The organism is Streptomyces microflavus (genome assembly GCF_014650075.1).
Classification (GTDB): Bacteria; Actinomycetota; Actinomycetes; order Streptomycetales; family Streptomycetaceae; genus Streptomyces; species Streptomyces microflavus.
Map to the genome: position 1 here is coordinate 17,259 of NZ_BMUG01000006.1, position 19,803 is coordinate 37,061.

At 70.8% G+C, this 19,803-nt stretch carries 14 protein-coding genes; 5 read left to right on the top strand and 9 right to left on the bottom strand.

From position 1 onward, the window contains the following. The gene (locus tag IE264_RS18280; protein WP_032753480.1) at positions 1-1,605 is read right to left on the bottom strand and encodes a helix-turn-helix domain-containing protein; all 1,605 of its coding nucleotides are present in this window, start codon (positions 1,603-1,605) and stop codon (positions 1-3) included. 204 nt (positions 1,606-1,809) lie between these two features. On the opposite strand from IE264_RS18280, the gene IE264_RS18285 reads away from it, so the two are divergent. Then, the gene (locus IE264_RS18285) at positions 1,810-2,652 is read left to right on the top strand and encodes an FAD binding domain-containing protein (protein WP_032753481.1); all 843 of its coding nucleotides are present in this window, start codon (positions 1,810-1,812) and stop codon (positions 2,650-2,652) included. Then, positions 2,649-5,396 carry a molybdopterin-dependent oxidoreductase gene (locus tag IE264_RS18290; RefSeq protein WP_032753482.1) on the top strand — a complete coding sequence of 916 codons (2,748 nt, stop codon included), beginning with the start codon at positions 2,649-2,651 and terminating at the stop codon, positions 5,394-5,396. Before IE264_RS18285 ends, IE264_RS18290 begins: the two co-directional genes overlap by 4 nt. A 238-nt stretch (positions 5,397-5,634) precedes the next feature. Here the strand turns inward: IE264_RS18290 and IE264_RS18295 are convergent, their stop codons facing one another. Next, complete coding sequence (locus IE264_RS18295; protein WP_015612037.1) at positions 5,635-6,129, bottom strand: MarR family winged helix-turn-helix transcriptional regulator; 495 nt, start codon at positions 6,127-6,129, stop codon at positions 5,635-5,637. Between the two features lie 211 nt (positions 6,130-6,340). On the opposite strand from IE264_RS18295, the gene IE264_RS18300 reads away from it, so the two are divergent. Next, on the top strand, positions 6,341-7,411 hold the full coding sequence (locus tag IE264_RS18300; RefSeq protein WP_032753483.1) for a GDSL-type esterase/lipase family protein: 1,071 nt from the start codon (positions 6,341-6,343) through the stop codon (positions 7,409-7,411). Positions 7,412-7,457: 46 nt separating this feature from the next. On the opposite strand, the gene IE264_RS18305 is transcribed toward IE264_RS18300, so the two are convergent. From IE264_RS18305 to IE264_RS18335, 7 genes are all read right to left on the bottom strand, one after another. Further along, positions 7,458-8,105: a nitroreductase family protein gene (locus IE264_RS18305; RefSeq protein ID WP_032753484.1), complete on the bottom strand. Its 648-nt coding sequence runs from the start codon at positions 8,103-8,105 to the stop codon at positions 7,458-7,460. A gap of 333 nt (positions 8,106-8,438) precedes the next feature. Next, positions 8,439-9,614 carry a hypothetical protein gene (locus IE264_RS18310; protein WP_051821670.1) on the bottom strand — a complete coding sequence of 392 codons (1,176 nt, stop codon included), beginning with the start codon at positions 9,612-9,614 and terminating at the stop codon, positions 8,439-8,441. An 87-nt stretch (positions 9,615-9,701) separates the two neighbouring features. Then, positions 9,702-11,783, bottom strand: a complete 2,082-nt coding sequence (gene fxlM, locus IE264_RS18315; RefSeq protein WP_032753486.1) for a methyltransferase, FxLD system — start codon at positions 11,781-11,783, stop codon at positions 9,702-9,704. Positions 11,784-11,804: 21 nt separating this feature from the next. Further along, the gene (locus IE264_RS18320; protein ID WP_032753928.1) at positions 11,805-13,070 is read right to left on the bottom strand and encodes a lanthionine synthetase C family protein; all 1,266 of its coding nucleotides are present in this window, start codon (positions 13,068-13,070) and stop codon (positions 11,805-11,807) included. Beyond that, a complete protein-coding gene (locus IE264_RS18325; protein WP_032753487.1) occupies positions 13,067-16,021 on the bottom strand; it encodes a lantibiotic dehydratase in 2,955 nt (984 codons plus the stop codon). The genes IE264_RS18320 and IE264_RS18325 overlap by 4 nt, the downstream gene beginning before the upstream one ends. 225 nt (positions 16,022-16,246) lie before the next feature. Next, positions 16,247-16,426, bottom strand: a complete 180-nt coding sequence (locus IE264_RS18330) for an FxLD family lanthipeptide (RefSeq protein ID WP_015612045.1) — start codon at positions 16,424-16,426, stop codon at positions 16,247-16,249. 512 nt (positions 16,427-16,938) lie between these two features. Continuing rightward, positions 16,939-17,385 carry an ATP-binding protein gene (locus IE264_RS18335; RefSeq protein ID WP_032753489.1) on the bottom strand — a complete coding sequence of 149 codons (447 nt, stop codon included), beginning with the start codon at positions 17,383-17,385 and terminating at the stop codon, positions 16,939-16,941. A gap of 226 nt (positions 17,386-17,611) precedes the next feature. Here IE264_RS18335 and IE264_RS18340 point away from each other — a divergent pair, with 226 nt between their 5' ends. Both IE264_RS18340 and IE264_RS18345 read left to right on the top strand, forming a co-directional pair. Next, positions 17,612-18,895, top strand: a complete 1,284-nt coding sequence (locus IE264_RS18340) for an NsdA family TPR-like regulatory protein (RefSeq protein WP_106973056.1) — start codon at positions 17,612-17,614, stop codon at positions 18,893-18,895. After that, positions 18,892-19,452, top strand: coding sequence for a GNAT family N-acetyltransferase (locus IE264_RS18345; protein WP_032753492.1), 561 nt, complete (start codon positions 18,892-18,894; stop codon positions 19,450-19,452). The genes IE264_RS18340 and IE264_RS18345 overlap by 4 nt, the downstream gene beginning before the upstream one ends. The last annotated feature ends 351 nt before the right edge of the window (positions 19,453-19,803 follow it).

Sequence of the window (19,803 nt, forward strand, 5' to 3'; positions counted from 1 at the left end):
TCAGCGGCAGAGCAGCGCCGCCTTCAGGTCCAGTTTGTGGTCGAGGCGGGCCAGGTCGCGGCCGGTGAGCAGCTCCACGCGCCCGATGCGGTAGTGCACCGTGTTGACGTGCAGATGCAGGGCCTCGGCCGTCCGCGCCCAGGAGCCGTTGTGCGCCAGGAAGGTGTCGGGGGTCTCCAGGAGCATCCGGTGCGAGGGGTTCGTGTCGTCGGCGAGCGGGCCGAGCGCGTGGACGCCGAAGGCCGTCCGTACGTCGGCGGGGATGCCCGCGAGGAGGGCGTCCAGAGTCGTGAGGTCCTCGACCGCGGTGAGCTGCGCGGTGCCGTCCGCGCTGCCCGCCCGAACCGCCGCCGTCAGCGCGTAACAGGCCTGTTCCAGCGCGCCGTTGAGCTCCTGCGGACCGGCGGCCGGGGTGCTGATCCCGCCGTACGGGAGGGTGGCGTCGTCGCAGGCGTCCAGCGTGGGCCAGAGGCCCTTGAGCGTGGCGACCACGGCACCCGGAGCACCAGCAGCCGGGGCACCAGCACCCGGGGCACCAGCACCCGGGGCACCGGAGTCCGTGGCGATGACCGCGGCCGCCCCGCCCGTCGCCAGGCGGGCCGTCGCGAACCGGCGGCCCGGCAAGTGGCGCAGAAGCTCGTCCAGGGCCTCGGCGCCCGCCTCCGCCGCCCCCTCCTCCGCTCCCATGGAGACCGCGATGACGGTGTACGGGCCGTGGTCCGGCAGACCGCAGGCGCGCAGGGCCGCCGGGAGCGGGGCCGAACCGGGACGAGGGGCGGCGGCGAGCTCCAGCAGCTCCGTGGCCGGTACGCGGGCGGCGGCCCGGCGGCGCAGCAGCCCCTGCCGGTACTGGGCGAACACCTCGGCTATCTCGTGCAGCATCCGTGGCGGAGCGTCCACCGGTCCGGGCAGGTGCAGGTACCACTGCCCGTACGGGGACGCGTCCGGGTCCACCCGCAGGGTGGTCGAGGCCGGGGCGGCCGCGAAGGGCGCGGCGGCCTTGAGGCGCCGGGCGGCCTGCCGTGCGGGCAGGGGCGGCGCTGCCGGGGTGCGGGCGATCGTGCGGCCGGTGGCGCTGAGCACGTAACAGGGCGGGGCCCCCAGGTGGGCTACCGCACGGGTGAGCAGCGTGTCCGGGTCCGCGCCGTCCGCGAGGAGCCGGCTGAGCTCGCCCCGCACGTTCTCCGGCAGGGCGTAGTGGTCGGCGGGCCGCCTGCTCAGGTCCCCCCACTGACGCAGGTACACGGTGTCGGTGATGGCCCGGAAGGAGGTGTGCACCGGCACCGAGAGCAGCGCGATCCCGTGGCGGCGGCACGCGTCGACCAGCACCTCGGGCACCGTCCCGTGCGTCTCCTCGCCCGCCAGCAGCGCGGCCGCACCGGCATCGCGCAGGGCCGCGACGAACCGGTCCGTCTTCGCCTCCTCGTCCGCCGCGCTCCACCACACCAGACCGCTGAGCACGATCTCGCCCCGCTGCAGGAACCGCCCCGGGTCCTCCAGATCGGTCGCGGTCACCCCGCTGATCTCCCGAGCGAGGAGCGGCGGGGAGCCCCAGAGCAGGGTGAGGTCCAGGGACTCCAGCCGGAGGAGGTCTTCGACGTGCATGGGCGGTCTCCTTGCGGGGCTGCCGGGCACCACACCCGGCATCTCACATTCACGAGGCCAATGCGAGTCACTGCATCGTAAATGCAAGGCCAGAGGAGGCAAACACCTCTTGGTTGATCCTCCAGTGTTACGTCTTGGGCCTGGTGTATTTCCGTACGGTGAACCAGTCGTGCGGACCCCTGTCGCGGGGCTTCACTGACGGGCATGGACCTCAACACGGTGCTCGATGTACGGGACGCCCGCAGCCGCGTTCCCTGGCGGCAGGGCGACGCCTGGCTCGGCGGGGGCACCTACCTCTTCTCCGAACCGCAGCCGCACCTGCGCCGGCTGGTGGACCTGAGCCGGATGGGCTGGAAGCCGGTGTGCGAGCTGCCGGACGGTTCGCTGGAGCTGGCGGCGACCTGCACGATCGCGCAGCTGTCACGGTTCGGGAAGACCTGGCGGGCGCCGGCCGCCCCGCTCGTCGAGCAGTGCTGCCGGGCCTTCCTCGCCTCGTTCAAGATCTGGAACATGGCGACCGTCGGCGGCAACCTCTGCAACGCCCTGCCCGCCGGACCGATGATCTCGCTCACGGCGGCGCTGGACGGCACCTGCCTGCTCCGCGCCCAGGACGGCTCGCTGCGCCGCGTGAAGGTCGCGGACTTCGTCACCGGCGCGGGCCGCAAGGACCTGGCCGAGGGCGAGCTCCTGCGCTCGGTCACCCTGCCCGCCCGCGCCCTCGCCTCCCGTACGGCGTTCCGCCAGGCGTCCCTGTACGGGCTCGGGCGCTCGGGGGCCCTGGTCATCGGGGTCCTGGACCCGGTCGACGGCTCGCTGGCCGTGACGGTGAGCGCGGCGACGGTCCGGCCGTTCCGCTTCTGGTTCCCGCTGCCGCCGGACCGGGACACGCTGCACGCCACGATCGACGCCACGATCGGCGCCGACGACTGGTTCGACGACATCCACGGACTGCCCGCGTGGCGGCGGCACATGGCGCTGCGCTTCGCGGAGGAGATCCGCCGGGAACTCACCACGCGGACAGAGCCGAACGCAGGGGAGACGGCATGAGCTACGGGATCCACATCAACGGCCGCCCCTTCGAGGACGAGCCCCGCGCCGGCCAGTGCCTGCGCACCTACCTCCGCGAGCGCGGCTGGTTCGGCGTGAAAAAGGGCTGCGACGCCGGTGACTGCGGGGCGTGCACCGTCCACGTGGACGGGGAGCCGGTGCACAGCTGCCTCTACCCGGCCGTCCGGGCCGAGGGGCGAGCCGTCACCACGGTGGAGGGTCTGGCGGACGAGGGCGGTGAACTCCACCCCGTACAGCAGAAGTTCCTGGACGCGCAGGGCTTCCAGTGCGGCTTCTGCACCGCCGGGTACCTCATGACGACGGCCGCCCTCGACGAGGAGCAACTGACCGACCTGCCACGGGCGTTCAAGGGCAACATCTGCCGCTGCACCGGCTACCGGGCCATCGAGGACGCGGTGCGCGGCGTACGGCACACCGAGGAGCCGGACGCCGGGCGGGCTGTGGGCCGCAACCTGGGCGCCCCGGCCGGGCCGCAGGTGGTGACCGGCACCGCGCGCTACACCTTCGACCTCGACGTCCCCGGCCTCCTCCACATGAAGCTCCTGCGCTCCCCGCACCCGCACGCCCGCATCCTCGCCATCGACACCGCCGCCGCCCTGCGCGTCCCCGGCGTCCACCTGGTCCTCACCCACCACGACGCCCCGGAACGGCTCTACTCCACCGCCCGCCACGAGCACCCCACCGAGGACCCCGACGACACCCGGCTGCTGGACGACACCGTCCGCTACATCGGCCAGCGCGTCGCGGCCGTGGTCGCCGACAGTGAGGCGGCGGCCGAGGAGGGGTGCCGCCGCATCGAGGTGACGTACGAGCAACTCCCGTACGTCACCGACCCGGAGGAGGCGATGGCCCCCGGCGCCCCGGTCGTCCACGACAAGGGCCCCGAGTCCCGCATCGCCCGCCCCGAGAACAACGTCGTCGGGGAGGTCCACGGCGAGATCGGCTCGGTGGAGCGGGGATTCGCCGAGGCCGACGTCGTGTACGAGGAGACCTTCCGCACCCAGCGCGTCCAGCACGCCAGCCTGGAGACGCACGGTGCGGTCGCCTGGTACGAGATGGGGGAGGACGGCGAGGAACGGCTCACCGTGCGCTCCAGCACCCAGACCCCCTTCCTCACCCGGCGCGCCCTGTGCGCCCTGTTCGACCTGGAGCTGAAGCAGGTACGGGTGCTGGCGGGCCGGGTCGGCGGCGGCTTCGGCGGAAAGCAGGAGATGATCGTCGAGGACATCGTGGCGCTCGCCGTGATGCGGCTGCGCCGCCCGGTCAAGCTGGAGTACACCCGCGCCGAGCAGTTCTACGGGGCGACCACCCGCCACCCCTTCACCATCGGGGTCCGGGCGGGCGCACGGGCGGACGGCACACTCACCGCGCTCCAGGTCCGGGTGGTGTCGAACACCGGGGCGTACGGCAACCACGGCCCGGCCGTGATGTTCCACAGCGTCGGCGAGTCGATGGCCGTCTACCGCGCCCCGCACAAGAAGGTGAACGCCTACTCCGTCTACACCAACTCCGTTCCGGCGGGCGCCTTCCGGGGGTACGGCCTGGGCCAGGTCGTCTTCGCGGTCGAGTCGGTGATGGACGAACTGGCCCGGCGCACCGGCCTCGACCCGCTGGTCTTCCGGGAGTTGAACATCATCGGCCCCGGCGAGCACATGATCAGCCCCGGCGGTGAGGAGGAGGACCTGGAGATCGCCAGTTACGGTCTCGACCAGTGCCTCCAGGTCGTACGGGACGCGATCCGGGAGTACGGGGACGGGCCCGGCGACGACGTCCCGGAAGGGTGGCTCGTCGGCCAGGGCGCCGGGATGTCGATGATCGCCACCGGGCCGCCCGGCGGCCACTTCGCGGACGCCACGGTGAAGCTGCTCCAGGACGGCACGTACGACATCGCCGTCGGCACCGCCGAGTTCGGCAACGGCACCACGACCGTCCACAAACAGATCACCGCCGGTGCGCTCTCCACCACCGTCGACCGGATCGCGATCCGCCAGTCGGACACCGATGTGGTCCGGCACGACACGGGCGCCTTCGGCTCGGCCGGGACGGTGGTGGCGGGCAAGGCGGTGATGAAGGCCGCCGACGCCCTCGCCGTACAGCTCCTGGAGTTCGCGGCGCAGTATCTGGGAGCTTCGGCGCCGGGGGAGTGCCGGCTCACCGCGGACGCGGTGGAGTGCGCCGGGCGTGCGGTCAGCCTGAAGGAGCTGTTCCAGGCCGCCCGCGCAGCCGGGCGCGAGCTTCTCGCGGACGGGCACTGGGGCGGCTCGCCACGCTCGGTGGCGTTCAACGCCCAGTGGTTCCGGCTGGCGGTGGATCCGGGCACGGGCGAGATCCGCATCCTGCGCAGCGTGCACGCCGCCGACGCGGGCAAGGTGATGAACCCGATGCAGTGCCGGGGCCAGGTCGAGGGCGGGGTGGCGCAGGCGCTCGGGGCGACCCTCTTCGAGAACGTACGGCTCGACGGGCGCGGCGAGGTGACCACGGCCGCGTTCCGCCGCTACCGGCTGCCGCAGTACGCCGATGTGCCGCGCACCGAGGTGCACTTCATGGAGACCTCGGACGCGATCGGCCCGCTGGGCGCGAAGTCGATGAGCGAGAGCCCGTTCAACCCGGTCGCCCCGGCCTTCGCCAACGCGCTGCGCGACGCCACGGGGATCAGGTTCACCGAACTGCCGCTGACCCGCGACCGGGTGTGGCTGGCGCTCGACGCGGCGGGAAGGGGCTGACGACCGTATCCGAAGGGCCGGGCGGCGACGGGTCGACCGGGACACGCGCCCCCGGGAGGTCCGGCGTCGCGCAGCGGGGCGGCAGGTCGGGGGTGAGCAGTGACCGTGCCTGGACCATGGATCCCACCTGCCTCGCTACGGGAGTCCGGACGGGCTCCCACCAGTGATTCGGAGCCGCACGGCAGGGGGATTGGCCGGGCCCGGCACTCGTCGGCCGGGCCGGCGCACCGGCCTCGGCTCAGTGCACGTCGAGGATCTTGCCCATCAGCCGGGTCAGGGTCCGGCGCTCTGCCGCCGTGAGGGCGACGAAGGCCCGGTCCAGCAGGTGCGGCACCCCGCTCTCGGCCTCCTCCAGCACCGGCCCGGCCTCCGGCGTCAGCGTCACCGCGTAGGCCCGGCGGTCCCGGGGATGGCGCTCACGGCGTACGAGACCGGAGTCCTCCAGCCCGTCGATGCACCCCACCATCACGCTCCGGTCGATCCGCAGCTGCTCGCTGAGCTCCTGCTGGGAACAGGGGCCCACATCGCTCAGCATCTTCAGCACGAGGTGCTGAGCCATGGTGAGCTGCCGCCCGGCCAGCTCCTCGTCGAGCGTGCGGGTCACCACCGTCGTGGCCCGGCACAGGGCGATGTCGGGCCGTTCCTGCGCCAGCCGGGAGAAGTACCGGTCGCGCCCGCCGGCCTCCGGCTCCCGGCTGGGCGAGGTGAGGCGGGAAGGCTGTGGGGCGGCCATGACTGCTCCTCCTGGGTTCAGGCCCACCACCCTAGCGCCGCATCGACGCGGCTGACCGGCGCCGACGGGCGATGCCGGGGCCGGAGGCGGATAACTATGCCGCAAGATTGTCTGTGCACAGATTATTTACGCTGATACGTTTGGGGTCCGCGTCGGCCCCGCGCCGCCGCGGATCCGCACCCTGCCGCCCGGCCCCGGAAGGTGACCGCCCATGTCGACCGACGCCACCCCCGCCCCGCCGCGTCCGCCCGTGAAGCGGCTGACCCCGGACGACCCCCGGCTCTCCTTCGACGGCATCACCGGCTGGAGCCCTGAGGGCGACTGTGCCGGCGCCGGCGGTGGTCTGCTCCCGCTGCGGATGCCCCTGGACCGGCTCGACACCACCCTGTCGGCCAACCTCGCGCGGCTGGCCCGCACCACCGCCGGGGTCCGCTTCGCGGTCCGGACCGACGCGGCCTCCATCGAGCTCGAGGTGGAGAACAGCCCCGGCGGCTCACCGCTGGACGTCCGGGTCGACGGCCTCCTCGCCCACCGCTGGACGGGCGGACCCGGCCGCCACCGGATCGCCTTCGCCCTGCCCGGCGGAGGTGCCCGCCCGGCTGAGGTGGAGGTCTGGCTGCCGCATCTGAGCGCCACCCGGATCGCGGCGGTCTCCCTGAGCGGCCACCGCTCGCCGCCGGTCGCCGTGGACCGGCCGGGCGCCCGGTGGGTGGTGTACGGCAGCTCGATCGTCCACTGCATGTACGCGGCGGGCCCCTCGGAGACCTGGCCCGCCCTCGTGGCGGCGGAGCGCGGGTGGCGGCTGCGCAACCTGGGGCTCGCGGGGGAGGCCTACCTCGATCCGCTCCTCGCGCGGACGATCCGGGACGCGCCGGCGGACCTGATCACCCTGGAGCTGGGCATCAACGCCTACATCAGGGGCGGGTTCACCGCGCGGACCTGGGGGCCCGCCGTCTGCGGCTTCGTGGAGACCGTCCGCGACGGCCACCCGGACACCCCGGTCGTGGTGCTCACCTCGCTCGCCGCGCCCGGCCGCGAACAGGCCGTCAACAGCGCCGGGATGACACTGGTGGAGACCCGGACCGCCACCGCACGAGCTGTGCGCGTTCTCCAGCGCCTGGGGGACCGGGCCCTGCACCTGGTGGACGGGCTCACCCTCGTCCCCGTCGCGGACGCCGCCCAGGTCTACGCCGACGGCCTCCACCCCACGCCCGAGGGCGAGTACGTCCTCGCCGACCGGATCGGTGCGGCGCTCGGGAGGATCCCGCTGCCGCGAGGGTAGAGCCGCCCGCCCCGCCCTTACCTCTTGCCAGGGGCGCCCCGACCGCCTACCAGGTGTCCCAGTGCGCGATCTCGTCCACCTCCGTCCGGGGCCCGGCCCGGAAGTCCGTGCCGATCGTGTGCGCCACCGGGATCAACGCGGTCTGGAGCACGGTCTCGTACGGGATGGAGAGCAGCTCGGCCGCCTCCCGCTCATAGTGCAGGTGCGGGGTCGTCCAGGCGGTGCCGAGCCCCCGGGAGCGGGCGGCCAGCATGAACTGCCAGACGGCCGGGAGGATCGAGCCCCAGGTGTTCGCCTGTCCGACGTGCGAGGCGTTCTCGTGCCGGCCCTGGACCCGGATGCACGGCACCAGCAGGACCGGGACCTCGTGCAGATGGTCGAACAGGTACTGCGCGCTCTCCGCGATCCGCCGCCCCCGCACCGGATCGCCCCGGTCGACCCCGTCCCGTACGACCTGCTGACGCGGGCGCGCGAGCCCCAGCCGGTACAGGTCCGCCAGGGCCGCGCGCTTGGCGGGATCCGTCACCAGGACGAAGTCCCAGCGCTGCCGGTTGCGTCCGGTGGGGGCCTGGGCGGCGAGCCGCAGGCACTCCTCGATCAGGGCGCGTTCCACCGGGCGGTCCAGGTCCAGGCGTCTGCGTACCGCCCGGGTGGTGGTCAGGACTTCGTCGGCGGTCAGGTCGAGCGGGGGCATGAGGCTCCGTCCGTACGGCGGTCGGCAAGGCCGGCGGTCCGCCCGACGGTACGGAGAAATAGTCTGTGGGTCAATCATCTTGTGGGAGATTGAATGGTTGGTGATTGTAGGGAGCATCGCTTTACTGGAGCGGGTGTCGCAGGTTCGAATCCTGTCAGGGGCACATCGCATTTCCGCACTGAACTGGGGGTTTTCCCCAGGGATACGCTCTATGCCGACCAGTGCGCCCTGGATGACGCCCGCTCCGTGGCAAGGACCCTGGCCTGGCGTATCCAGCGTCTCAGCGTACGTCCGGCGCCCGGTGCTCAAGCTCGTGCAGCAACGGCCCGTAGCTCAGCACAGCGCTCGGCCCCCTCGCCTTGCGTTGTAGCCGCCGTCCCGGCTTCGCATTTGCCGCGGGCGCTCCGGCGTTGACAGCGCGAGACTCTCCCGGATGACGCAGTCGGCGGCGCGCAGAGCCGTCGACAGCGCCCCTTGCATATGGTCCGGGAGGGCTGCTGCCTCGAGGGCACAAGCTCGCACCAGAGCACGGCAGTCCTGCTCATGCCGGTCCGTGGCGAGCTCGATGAACAGACGGTTCGCCAAGCTCTCACGGGCCGCGTAGCCGTCCTCGGCCTCTGTCGCCCTCCGGTGCAAGTCCTCGACGATGCGGCGCGCTGCGGGGAGATCGGCGGGTCCGACTGCGTCGAGGACGGTCAGGCCGAGCCTGATGTCGAAGACAGTCATCCCTGGTTCGGCCTGCCGGTCAAGGTAGGTGGTGGCAAGGTCCGCCAGCTGAGCGTCGGCCAGCTGTCCCGCGGCGCGGCGCGACAGGACGGTCAAGCATGCCGTGACGGTCTGCTCCCACGTCTCGCCGGGCATCGTGTCGGCGAGGAGTGCCGAGGCGTGTGCCGTATCTCCCTCGGCGAGCGAGGCGAGTACCGCTACTTGGCGTCCATCGAGCATTCGCTTGCCCACGCCTCGGTGGGCCTCGATGTGTGCCAGGGCTTCGGTCCAGCGTCCCTCGGTGGTGAGGGTGCGCGTGCCGTCGGCCAGGAGCACGCGCCATAGCCACGCAACGACTTCGCGGCGGTCCTTGTCCGCCGCGGTGAGGTCAGCCGGAACTGCGACACCTTCGAACCGGGCAGGCCTGCCCGCCTCGACAGCCGCGTACAAGTCAAGCAGCCGCTGACGGCCCACGTCGGCGTATCCGCCACGGATCTGGAGGCGGGCGAGATTGACGACAGGCTCCAGGCAGCGAATCGCGCTCATGGCGGACAGGGGGCAGGCATGGAGATAGGCGGCGGCGTGCTCATGGCACATCTCGCGCGCCAGGTCGGGAAGGCCGAGATCGGAGGCAATGAGCGCGGCCTGGTTGTAGACGGAGGACGCCACCCCCTGATCGGTCTCCGTCACCGCAGTGTCGGCCAGGTCGACGAGCGCGCGCACGCGCTTCGACAGGGGAAGGCAGGCGGGCCGGAATCGGGCGACGAGTGGAAAGCGCTGAACTGTGGATCCTTGCGGGTCCATGGACTCCCCCGGAGTGCGTGAGGACGGGCAGGACGACGGTGGCCGCCGGATGCCTACCGGCGGCCACCGTCCACTACGCGTGAGGTGTCACCGCCAGTCGACGACGATGCGGTTCAGCGGGGTGTCGAGCGCGAAGAGGCCGGCGCGCTGCTCGATCGCGGGGGCGTCGAGGGGCTGGAGCTCAAACGCGGCCTCGCGGTCTCGGTACTCCAGGTCCCATGTGCGGATGGCTGCGGCGACCTTCGCTGCCAGTTCATCGCTGCCGGGGCCGTGGCCGATGACCCCGAACTCCCACAGCTTGCCGCCCTCGGGGGTCTTCTTCTCCGACAGGCGCCGGGCGAGGTAGGTGACAGCCCCCTCGTCGACGGCTGCCGTCGAGGAGGGGTAGGGGTCCTCGGTGAGCAGAGTGCCCTTGGCGGCTTGCGGGAACAGCATCCGGATCAGGCCGGAGGGAAGGGAGCAGGTGAGGAACAGTTCCATCCACTCCGGCGACTCCATGGCGCGGACCGTCATGCCCGTCCACTCCTCGGTACGCGGCTGGTGCAGGACGCCGACGAGGGTCTCGGCGTCGATCTTCTGCCCGGCGGGGGCCTGCAGCCGTACGGTTCCGTCCGTGCTGAGCGGGATGACCCGGCGGTCGTCGTCGGCGATGCCCCGCCTGAGCGGCATGAAGGTGTTCATCTCGCTACCGAGGGACATCCACCGGCCATCGCGCCGCTCGTAGGCGATGGACCGGGACACCGTGCCCTTGAGGCGCTGCGGAACGAGGAGCCGACCACCGGGAGCGAGCTGCTGCAACCAGGCGTGTGGCACGCCGTGCGCGCCCACGGTGGCAACGATTCGGTCATACGGCGCACCTTCCGCGTAGCCGAGGGCCCCGTCTCGCGCCACCGCCTCAACATTGGTGGTTCCGGCGGCGGACAGATGCGCGCGGGCGCCCTCCACGAGGTCGTCGTCGACATCGAGCGTGGTGACGTGACCGCTCTCACCGACCAGATGGGCGAGCAGACCGGCGTTGTAACCGGTGCCTGCGCCCAGTTCGAGGATGCGCTCGCCCTCCCGGGCGTCGAGCTGGTCCAGCATGAGGGCGACCACGCCCGGCTGGGAGGCGCAAGAGATCGAGCTGCCGTCGGTGTCGTACTTGATGTGCACCGGCGCGTTGGCGTATGCGTCTTCGAGCGGCACATCGGGCACGAACACGTGACGGGGCACGGTCCGCAACGCGGTCTCCACGGCGGGAGTGCGGACGCTTCCGTCAGCGCGGAGCTGGTCCACCAGGGCGTTACGGAGGCGCTCGGCATCGGACGTCGGGGTGGTGATCGTGTCGGTGTTCACCCCTTTCACGCTATCGACGTTGGTCGTTGACTCGGTCGGCGGCGCAGTGTGGTCACTCGTTCCCATGACTGCCTCTCGTGCAATGTTGGACAGAGCGCTCTGGTCGTCCCTGAGGAGACCGGCGCGGTTGGCGTGGAAGATGATGTGGTGGGCAATGATGGCTCGCAGTCCGCGTGTGAGAGCGCCCCGTTGCGCGAGGCGGGCGAGTGTGGCCCCCGTCCGCTCGAAAGCGGTCACCCACGCCCCGTGCCCGTGGAGCGGACCGTCCCGGAGGGACAGGGCGTGAGCATCAGCGCTCATGAGCTTCCGCACGAACGGAGTCAGTTCGGCGACTCGTGCGGGTGACAGAGCACTGGTGACCGGCCGGAGGGCGGCGACCTTCGCCCATACGTCCGCCTGCTCGAACCAGTCGAGTCCGGCGCCGCGCATCATGACGCTCGCCAGCAGGACCGCAGTCTCCTTGCGCCCCAGGTGCTCCGGGCCCGGCTGGTAGGTGAGCAGGTGGCGGGAGTCGCTGTGGAACAGTCCGTGGGCGGCCTTCATGGCGTCCGGGCCGCCGAACGCCGCACACTCGGGCTCGTAGACACAGGGCAGCCACGACACGACCGCCCCCTCGCCCACGAGATCGCTGAGCAGTGACTCAATGATCGGGGAGGGCTCGTCGGCAAGGTACCGCAGCGGCCAGGGCTGTTTGTTCATGAACCACCAGGCGGTGAGCTGCCCTGCGGTCTCGGCTGTGATCAGGGCGGGCCCGACGCGTTCGTCGATGGCGTGCCGGGCGCTGTCGCGGTCGATGAAGGTGATGTTGTGCTGGTGCCAGCGGTCGGGGGGCATGAAAGTCCTTCGGTCGGTGCATCAGGCGATGAGCAGGCAGGAATCCCAGTCGGACTGGGGTGGTGTGGCGGCATCGGCAGCGAGAAGAGCCAGGGCGGTTCCGGCAGCTCCGTCGAGCAGGCCAGGCCCCGCTCCGGTGCCGGTGACGCCTGCCGTGGCCTCGCGTTCGAGGTCGTTGTCCACCGAGCAGATCGCGGTCAGAAGCCCCGGGATCGCGGCTCGGAGTCGGCCGACGGTTGAGGGATGGGCGTCTGCGGCCGTGCGGACGGCAATGTGGGTGAGGCCGGCGAAACCGTGGCAAAGGCCGTTGTCCGTCGTGGCTCCGAGCTGGTCCGGGTCGCAGAGGGCGGCGGCGAGCGCGTTCTCCGCCGTGATCTGGCGTTCGGTGTCTCCGATGGCGAGCGCGGCAAGTTGCTGAGCGCGGGCGAGGCCGGCGGTGCCGTAACACCATGACGGCCGCCGGAGCTTGGACGCGGCGCGGCGACCGGTGCGTAGCTCGCCCCGAGTGACCCAATACGGCCAGGCCGGTCCTCGGCCCGTCTCCTCCTGCCAGCGGTCGAGCCAGGCCAGGATGGCGCGCAGTGCTCTGAGGTGCCCGTCCGTAACGGTGCTCTTCCGGGCGGCGAGGGCTAGAAGCGCGAGCACTCCGGCGATGCCGTGGGCCATGCCGGTGTTGGCATGCCCACCGGGGAATCGTTCGTCCGGGCTGCCCGAGGGCCCGGTTGCCGTCCACCAACCTGGAAGGTCCTCGCCGGATTGCCTGATCGGTTCGGTGAGGCGTACGCAGTAGTCGAGGACAGCGCGCATCATAGGGCTGCCGGAGTCCCGGCGAAGAAGGTAGGCACCGTACCCGGTCAGGCCCCGGATGGTGTCGAACTCAGCCAGCTGCGGCAGACATCCGGCGTCGATGCGGCGCTGCGCTGCGTCGAGGCGGCGTCTGACATCGATCTTGATCTGCCGGTCCATCGCGTCCAAGGCGCGCTGGTAGGAGCCAGGAAGACTGTCGGCGGCGCAGGCAAGGGCGTGGGCGAAGGCGGGCACCCCGTAGAAGGGGTGGCTGTCGGGTCCGCTCGTGAGGGATCCGTGAGACGCGGCAGCGAGCCAGCCGTGCGCATGCTGCCACGGTCCGAGGCCGTTAGCGGCCCGCTCGATGTGGAGAAGCGCGATTCCGGGCGGGCCATAGGCGAGATGTTGCCGATGTGTCTGAAGGACGGAAGGCACCGTGCCGGGGTCGGCGAGCTGCGCAGCAATGGCATCGACCAGGCCGAGCGTTGGGAGCACGGTCACGTCGGCCTCCTGGTGGTGCGGGCAGTCCACGCCAGAGCAGCAGCGCGCGCCAAGTAGAGGCACACCTCTTCCTCGGGGAAGTTCACCGCGACGTGCCGCACGAAGTGGACGTGGAGGAGGGAGGTCAGGACATCATCGACGGCGATGCCCTGGGTGTCCGGGCCGGGAAGGTGCAACCGGTACGCGGCGAGTGCCGCATCGCGCTCTGCCCAACCCGACACGATGGCGTCTCCGCCCTGGACAGCGCGCAGGGCGGCCCAATCGTCGGCTGGGTTCGCGAGCCGTACGGCCTCGCTGAATTGCGGGCGGGGAACGGACGCAGGCGCCTTCGGCGAGACGTGGTCGGCCAGCCAGCGCATCGCGGCCTCGGTGCTGCCGAGGAACGCAGAGGCGATGGCGACGGTGTGGGCCGCCACCAGCGTGCGTTGCGCCGGTCTCTGGGGCTCTGTGAGCTGGGCCAGAACGCTGCGCGAGTCCGCCCGGAACACTTCCTCGGCCACCTCCCAGGCGGCGCCGGAACCCCAACGACCCATTTCTCGATAAGAGGTGGGGTAGCGCAGGTCTGCCAGCAGGCCGGCGTTGCGCAGGTCGTCGGCCCACGCGCTCACGGTGCGCGCCGTCTGAGCGAAAGTTCTGCGGTCAGGGAGGGCGATGCGGACGCGGAGGTGCTGGTCCGGGTCACGGAAGCGGATGAACCACCACGGCGGGTTGCCCAGTCGTTCGAGGAGGCCGGGGAGGTGCTGGGAAAGCAAGGTGTCCTGGCGGCGGGGGTCTCCGTACAAGGCGGCGAGCAGCACTGACGAAGCGGCGGGAGTCTGCAGCTGAGCCGCCGAGAGGGCGCGAGCCTGAGTGGGGACGGGCAGGGGCGGCCAGGACGGCGATCGGGTCGCTCTGAGCGGCACCACGATCTCGTGGGCTCGCCCGCCGCACCAGCCGTACGTTTCTGGTTCCGGGGCCTCGATGAGCACGGCCCGGTGAGTGCGGTCGAGGTGTCGGAGCAGGAGCGTCCGGTGGCCGGCTTCGTCGAGGTCGAGGAAGAGACGCCGGTCGTCCTCTGCGAGGAGCACGCGGCGAGGCAATCCCCGCTGCGCCCGCCATTCGGAGAGCGCGGTGTCCCACTCAGTACGCGGGCGAGCACGACCGGGTAATTCGGACGCCTCCAGACGCCAGCGCGCCGGGGTCAGCACCGTACGCCCGTACCGCAGGCGCGGCAAGAACGGCATCGCTGCTGCGACGCCCCAGTCGAAGGCGGTGACCTGCGCGCACTGGGCGCGGGACAGCTCGGTGAGGAACCGCGCCAACGGCGGAGTATGCGTGTGCAGGTTCAGCGCGTTCATGCCGACGGCCTCGACGCGGTGCCCCCGTTCCGGAGCGGCCAGGTACATGCGGCGGCCGTCGCACCCCACGGCCAGGTCCTTCGGGGTGAGAACGGTGTCTTTCGGTGCGCAGTGCTCTTGGAGGCTGATCAGGGTAGACAGGACCTGCGGGGCGCGGGTGACATGAGCGCTCTCCGGGAGCAGCGGCGGGAAGGAGAGCTGGGCGGACACGGTGTCGCTGTCCGCGGCCGGAAGATCGGCCAGCTCCGTGGTCAGGGCCTGACGCTCGGAGGGCGCCAGTACGCCGAGGAACCGGCCTGTCGAAACTCCGGCCCCGCGCGACACGCTCACGACCTCCAGCCGGAATCGTCCGCGCTGCAAGTCCTCCAGACTGGCGGCGTGCACGCGCACCCCCACCTCCAGATGCGGCGGCAGTCGTGGCTCGTCGGAGCCCACGTCCAAGAGTTCGACCTGTTCGTCGGTGAGCACGACCTCGTCACGGCCATCGAGCGCGGCACCCTGCGCCAGGCGTACGAGGGCGTCATCCCGAGCGGAGACACCGGGCCGACGCGAACCGGCAGGACTGCCCGGGTAGCCGTCTGGGTAGCCGGTGCCGCTGTCCGCGACGACCTCCGCGAGCGGGACCATCGTGCCGATGCCGTAGCGCTCGTAGAAGCGCTGGTGGTAGGCGTTCCACGCGGCTGTCCCGTACGGGCGGGTGCTCACCCGGGTCAGGATGAAGGCGGCGCGCTCGATTTCCCGGGCCACTTCCTCGGGTAGGACGAACTGCGCATCCAACCGCAGGTCAAGCGCGACAGGGTGCCGACGCAGGCCGGGCACGAGGGCCCGCATGCGCGCTGCGGTGCTGTTCCGGCCGCCGCGCGTGGCGCACTCCTCCAAACCCGTCCGGACCGCGTGCAGCTCACGTGTTGCCTCCGCGACGGGCGCAAGGTTGTCGACGTCGATCGCGTCGAGTTGGTCGAGCAGATACCCGAGGGCGTCGGTCTCGGTACTTGGAGCGTGCAGGCTGGTGATCAGCACTCGCCGCCGGACCAGCTCCGCCAGTAGACGGCGCACCTTCTCCGTCCCGGCCTCGGGGAACTCCGCCCGGAGATTTTCCGTGAGAGCTCCGCAGCGAATCGGCGTCCGGGCCTCGGCGAGGACCGCTCGCACCGGTTCTGTCAGCGCCAGGGATGCCTCGACCGCGCGCATCCGGTCATCCTTGGCATCGGGTTGGAACGGCACGATGAGCCGGTCTCCCCGGCTCATCACGGTGTTGTTGACGACGACGGGCAGCTGGTCGAGGAGTTCCGGGCAGGACTCGAGCCGTTCGACCACAGCAGTGAGCCACTCGGACCCCGCACGACCGACGGCTACGTGCTCCTCGCCCCAGTCCGCACGCACCCCAGGGCCGAACGCCGCAGTGGTCACGCCGGCGAACAGACCGAAGGGTGTCGCCCGGTGCTGGGCCCGCGACAGGTAACGGGCCACCGACAGCGCCGCGCGCCGTACGTCTCGATGGGGAGGATTCTCGGCAGTACACACGGCCCGCACCTGCATGGCCAAGGCTGGGCTGGAGTGCTCCACGGCGTCGGCGATGTCCTGGTCCGCCCAGACACCGCGAAGCCACGTCACGCAGGCGGAGGAGCCCTCGGGCGAGTGGTCATCCGGGTCAGGGCACGCAGGAACCGACAGAAACCGTCGAGCCACGGCACGTACGAGAGCGGTGGAACCGGCGCGGAACTCTGTGGGCTGAGCAACCACCGATGACCTCCAAGCGCGAGGGGATGGGCGGCTGGTGCCGCCGCGCGAAGACGCGACGGCACCAGACCGAAGGGAACCTGGGGTTGGGGCCAGGCGTCAGGCGACGTTGGTGGTGCAGGCGCCGCAGGTGGAACCGCAGTTGTCGTCGGTCAGGTTGACCAGACCTGCCGAGTCAGCGATCTCCACGAGCGAGACGTCCAGGTCGAAGCCGTCCGATGTGCCCGGAATCCGGGGGCGTACTTCGGTACGGCTAGCCACTACGGTGCTGCGCGTCATGCTGCACTCCTTTTCATCGTTGGTTGTTGGTGAGCTGGGCTGGAATGCCCACCAGGAGCCGCCAGAGAGGCGATGCCGGACGGCCGGCCCTCGGACCAACTCCTGGCCACCCGGCACGAGGGGACGTGGCCCGCGCAGGAGGTTCTGGCCGGACCGCCCGCTCACGCCGGGAAGTTGTGTGAATGAGGGCTGATCAAGCAGAGGTCGATCAACGCTCCATGAGGTGGGTGAGGGCCTGAACCTTGAGACGATCAAGGCACGGCGCACATGCATAGAAGGGGGCGTGCTGCCCGTCCCACTGCACGGGGCCGAGCCAGATCACCCGCACTCCGGTGCGTTCGCAACCGAGCCAGCAGTCACCGGTGATCCATGACGAATCCATCGAGGAACGGCCCTTCCCCCAGAACGTCGATACGGTCGGTCCGGCGGCCTGATATCTGGCGGCGCCGGCCCAGAACTGAATCGGCGGGCGGACGATAGCCAGAAGAAGCGAGGGCACCGCAGCCGCGGTCTCACTCGGCGCCCTCAGTACCGAGTTCGGCCCAGACCTCTTTGCCCCGCAGGCGTCCGCCCGAGCTCTGAAGATCACAGCCCCAGCGGTCGGCCACGGCACTGATGAGGAGCAGTCCGCGCCCCGACTCGTCCTCCTCGCCCGCATGGCTCAGCACCGGCAGACGCGAAGGCTCCTCGTCCACGATCCCGACGCGTACCCGTGTCGCGCTCGGCCGCCCGACAACGAGGCGGATCTGGGGGCACGGGGTGTGCCTGGAGGCATTCGCGATCAACTCCGTGATGATCAGCTCGGCACGGTCGGCGAGGTCGTTGAGGTGCCACATCCCGAGAACCCCCCGGACGAGCTTGCGTCCGGTCTCGGCCGTGGACGGCTCGCACGGGAAGATCTCGCTGTACGTGGGGTGGCTGGCGAGGACCGCCTCAACTGGCTTCTTCAGAATCGGCATGGGATGGAGCCTTCGTGTCGTCTCGGTGCCCGCTCCACCCTTTGTGACTTTCCAGGGGCAGACCGAGCCGTCAACAGCCGCTCGCGGGGAGCGACCGACACCCAGATAACTCCGCTGCGTGGCAGCCTGGTTAGGGCGTTCAGCTGCTCGCCCGACGGCCTCACCTAGGGCGTTTTGACCTGCCCTTTACCTGGTGGCTGGAGAGCGCGCGGGCTACCGTGCCCGCATGGACGCGATCCGCAACACCGTCCTTGAGGCGTGGATGACCGAGCACGGATACAGCTCCAACAGCCTGGCCGACGCCGTGAACAGGGCCGTTGAACAACTGACGGGACGCGTAGGCGGGCTCGACGGGTCATCGGTCCGGGCGTGGAAAGCGGGCCGAGTTGCCTGGCCAAAATCAGCAACCCGTACCGCACTTGAGGACGTCACCGGATTACCCGCCGTCGCCTTAGGGTTCGTGCCACGGGGCCGGCCTTCGCCCACCCCAGCGCCATCGCATCAGGAGGAGCACGACATGAAGCGCCGTACCCTCGTCGGCGGCATCGCAGCGGCGGCTGCCGCAGCAGCAGCGCCAGGGACTGCGTCACCGCGCCGAATCGGCATGAGCGACGTCAACCGGCTGAACAAGCGCTTCGCCGAGATCATCGCCAGCGACCACCGCCACGGCGGGCAACCTGGCATCGAGGAGCGGGCCGCCGCGCTCGCCGACGAGGCACTCAACCTCCAGAACGCGGGCAGCGCCACGCAGCGGGTACGCAGCAGTCTCTACGCCTCCGGAGCCGCATTCCGCTCATCTGCGATGTGGGCCGCAATTGACGGTCGGCGCTACGACGTCGCGAAGGCGCACATGCGCGAGGCCCAGTCCCTCGCGGAGATGTCGGGGGACCAGGCAATCAAGTTCCGCATCTGGAGTCACGCGGGCACCATGTACCGGCACATGGGCCGCCCAGCCGACGCGTGCGCCGCCAACGATGTCGCCCGCAACCTCCACCTCACCCGCCGCGACCCGCTGTTCGCATGCTTGGGACATGCCCGCCAGGCTGCCACCCTCGGCCTCACCGGCGACACCTCAGCCGTACGGCATGCCCTTGGCTGTGCTCAGGACGCACTGGAACGCGCGGATCCGGATCTCGCTCGCCCGGTGTGGATGGCTGCCGTCCACGACGGAGCAGAGCTTGAAACACTCGCTCTGTCCGCGCACCTCCGCCTGGGCAACTTCGAACAGGCCGAATCGCACGCCCACCGAAGCCTGACCCTGCTCCGCCCTCAGATGCAGCGCGACCGCGCCATCAACACCGCCCGGCTCGCACACGCCCAGCTTGGGCAGGGCGAAGCCGACGCCGCCACGGCCACCGCGATGAAGGTCCCCGCAGACGCCGCCACCCGCCACGCCCGGGTGTCGCGCATGCTCCAAGAGTTCGGGTCCGCGCTCCGCGCCACCGCCCCGCGCAGCACCACCGTCCAGACCTGGACCGAGCACACCACCACCTGGAGGACGGCCGCATGACCACGGCACCCGCCACCGAGCTGCGCACCTTCACCAGCCTGGACGCCATCCGCGGCGACCTCCTCGATGTGTACGCCGAGGTACGCGCCCCACTGCTCCACCTGCCGAACTACGCGGTGACCTCGTTCGGCGAACGCATCGACCGGCACGCGGCCGAACCAGGGTTCACAGTCGTCCTCGCGTACGCGGACGGGCACCCGGTCGGCTACGGGTACGGCAACACCATCGAGCACGGCGACCGCTACTGGCAACGGATAAGCCCGTCACCTGCGGAGAAGTACACCGAGCGTCCGGCCGTGGTCCTGAAAGAGGGCGGCCTCCATCCTGCCTGGCGCAAGACCGGCACGGCCCGCCGCATCCACGACGCCCTCCTCGCCACCCGCGACGAGCCGTACGTCACGCTCATGGTCAACCGGGCCGCGGGCGACGGGAAGGTCCACGCGCTCTACAAGTCGTGGGGGTACGAGGATATCGGGCAGAGTCAGCCTTCACCGGCCTCGCCGGTGCTTAACGTGATGATTCGCGGTTTCCGCGGAACGGACACTGCGACAGCCTGACTCCATCCTCCGTAGGAAGCGAAACAGTCACCGCGGGCGACGCGTGCCGTCGGGCGCTGATCGGGGGTCGAACCGGCCTTGAGGCGTGCCTCGCGGAGCTGACGTCCCAGCCTTGTAGCGGCCCATAGGGCAGGTGTGCGTGCGCGGATGGCTCGGCACCGTTGATCACCTGCTGGATGAGGCGCCGTGCTACACGGTGCTGATCAGGCTGAACGACACTGTGCGCTGGGACGGAGCACCAGCTGGCAGAGATCCAATCCCGCTCCTGGGGTGGTAGGTGAAGGGCCCGCCAAGGGCGCCTGTTACGTTTAGCTTAGGCTTGCCTAACCTTCACTCGCTCGTCCAACCATG